The organism is Gardnerella sp. 26-12, assembly GCF_001660745.1.
In the GTDB taxonomy this organism is placed as follows: domain Bacteria; phylum Actinomycetota; class Actinomycetes; order Actinomycetales; family Bifidobacteriaceae; genus Bifidobacterium; species Bifidobacterium swidsinskii.
In genome coordinates this window covers 1-976 of the sequence record NZ_LWSR01000166.1, presented here as the reverse complement: position 1 = coordinate 976, position 976 = coordinate 1, and the positions used below count along the sequence as shown (strand labels likewise).

Genomic DNA, 976 nt, shown 5'->3' with positions numbered 1-976 from the left:
GATTCTTTGTTTGCTGTTTTGCAAAAGTAATATGAAAAGTTTTTTATACTCTTATAAATGGGAGTTTTCAATAAAAGTTGTCTTTTGTCTGGTCCTCATCGAATTTTTTTCGCCTATAATCCGAGTTGTGTGCACGGATCATTAATAGTTGGTGTTTTACTCTAGAGGTTTTTATTTTGCAAAGACATAGGCTATGACAAACTTAGCTATTCCTGTATTGTTTGAAGAGGATCCCTAACGTTGTTGAGTGGTGAAGTTATTTGTAGATATGTTTTAAAAGCTATCATTTTAGTATGAGGAATGTTTATGATGCTGTGTATTCAATAGCCTAGGTGAGTTGCATGTATCAAAAACTAACATGAAGATATATATCTTATGCATAGAACTACATGTACCCTATAGTGGACAAAATATGCATGTTGATGGATAGGCACTTTTATATTTGTGATTATTAAATTGTCCTAAGTAACTAGGAATAGGTGAAGTTCTTCCTAATCTCTATTGACTACATTATTTTATTTGGATACCTCAAAGGAGACGAACATGAAAGATGTACTTGTTGAGATTACAGATGCTGAATTAGATGAAATTCTCGGTGCTGGAGATGGAGTCATGCATACATTGACTCATGAATGCCATATGAACACTTGGCAATTCTTGTTAACCTGCTGTTAAGACCATAAAGAAGTTAGGAAGGATTTCACCTAAAATGGTTACTGATGAAACCAATGAGCTATATCAGTTTAATGGTGTATTCGAAAAAGTTAGAAGTGCTGATATTCGTCTTATAGATACTTCTAATCTGGAGCTGGAGCATGTGCTTGGGCCAACGATAGTACTGTTCCTAGCGAACTATAAAGCCAAGAATGGGAAACCGTCTTTTGCTGATTTCATCAGTCGTTTAGAGCATGATGATACTTTCTTTTCAGAATTCATGCATTTAGCAAGGCATAGGCTCTGTCTCTTATACACATCT

At 34.8% G+C, this 976-nt stretch carries 1 protein-coding gene; it reads left to right on the top strand.

The genetic code is table 11. The features are described from left to right. Positions 1-519 precede the first annotated feature (519 nt). Complete coding sequence (locus tag A5295_RS06055; protein ID WP_197479843.1) at positions 520-675, top strand: lacticin 481 family lantibiotic; 156 nt, start codon at positions 520-522, stop codon at positions 673-675. The last annotated feature ends 301 nt before the right edge of the window (positions 676-976 follow it).